The 938-nt window shown below is 47.2% G+C and carries 1 protein-coding gene and 1 pseudogene; both read right to left on the bottom strand.

From position 1 onward, the window contains the following. Positions 1-73: 73 nt before the first annotated feature. On the bottom strand, positions 74-418 hold the full coding sequence (locus A3750_RS22740; protein WP_068548900.1) for a hypothetical protein: 345 nt from the start codon (positions 416-418) through the stop codon (positions 74-76). Between the two features lie 100 nt (positions 419-518). Next, positions 519-938, bottom strand: a pseudogene (locus A3750_RS22745) (hypothetical protein); the annotation flags it as partial.

Below are 938 nucleotides of genomic sequence, written 5' to 3' on the forward strand. Positions count from 1 at the left end.
TTGATATCCGACTGTTTGCTGTCGTTGAAGAGGTTTTCTGCGAGCGCGTCATCGAGGCGTTGTGTGAGCAGATTTAGCTCGACGAGATTGGATACTGTCCGAGCAAGGATGACGGCAGGAGCTTGATGAGTTTTGGGAATATCCGTTCTAAATCTCGGTCTCGCGCACTGAAGTCCTCGACACCATAGAGCTCCTGAAGAAGGAAATCGATGCCATCCTTGAAGTTTAGGTTGCTGTAGAGATCGCTGTGTGTGGTTTTCAGGCGAGCTGATTGCCAGTTTGCTAGATCGATTTTGAGTTTCGAAAGCTCTGGGTTTAAGGGGGATTGCTGGTAGTCATGGTAATCCAGCATTAAATTCTTGAGTCGCTGGGCCTCCGCGCCTTTTGCCGGAGTGGATGCAATTCTGTCACGGTACATGAGTCGCTTGGTAAACCTGTCTCGCAAAATAAATGACAAGTCCGCGAGTGTAAACCGCTAAGCGGAAGATGCAAACTTTAACTGGCACATTTCAGGGGAATTAGCCGTTTGAAATGAGGGCTTTTGCTTGCGCCGCGCGTATTTGTTTCTGCTGTTGTTTTATGCGTTCGGCTTCTTCTGAAGACGGAATCGTGTCAAAAGATGGAATCCATTTACGATCATCCAGCGTCACGAAGTGGCTGAGAGCACCAGTTTCTACAACGCGAATTGCCGTGGGGCTTTTAAGAGCACTCGCTAGCATGAGGTTACGGTCAAGAATTCGATCTACCTTAGGGATCAAAAATGTACCATGGCGAAGGTGCTGATATGCCGAGTAATCGGCTTTATCCATCCATGCAAAGAGGTTTTCAATGTTGCGTACGATCGTCAGATGGTCTTTGGTTGCAGTGAACAGTTTATGCAGTAACTTTCGTTTTCGAGGGTTCATTTTGCCAAAAAACATTTGGCCGTAAGACGAAGA

It is taken from the genome of Oleiphilus sp. HI0079 (assembly GCF_001635105.1).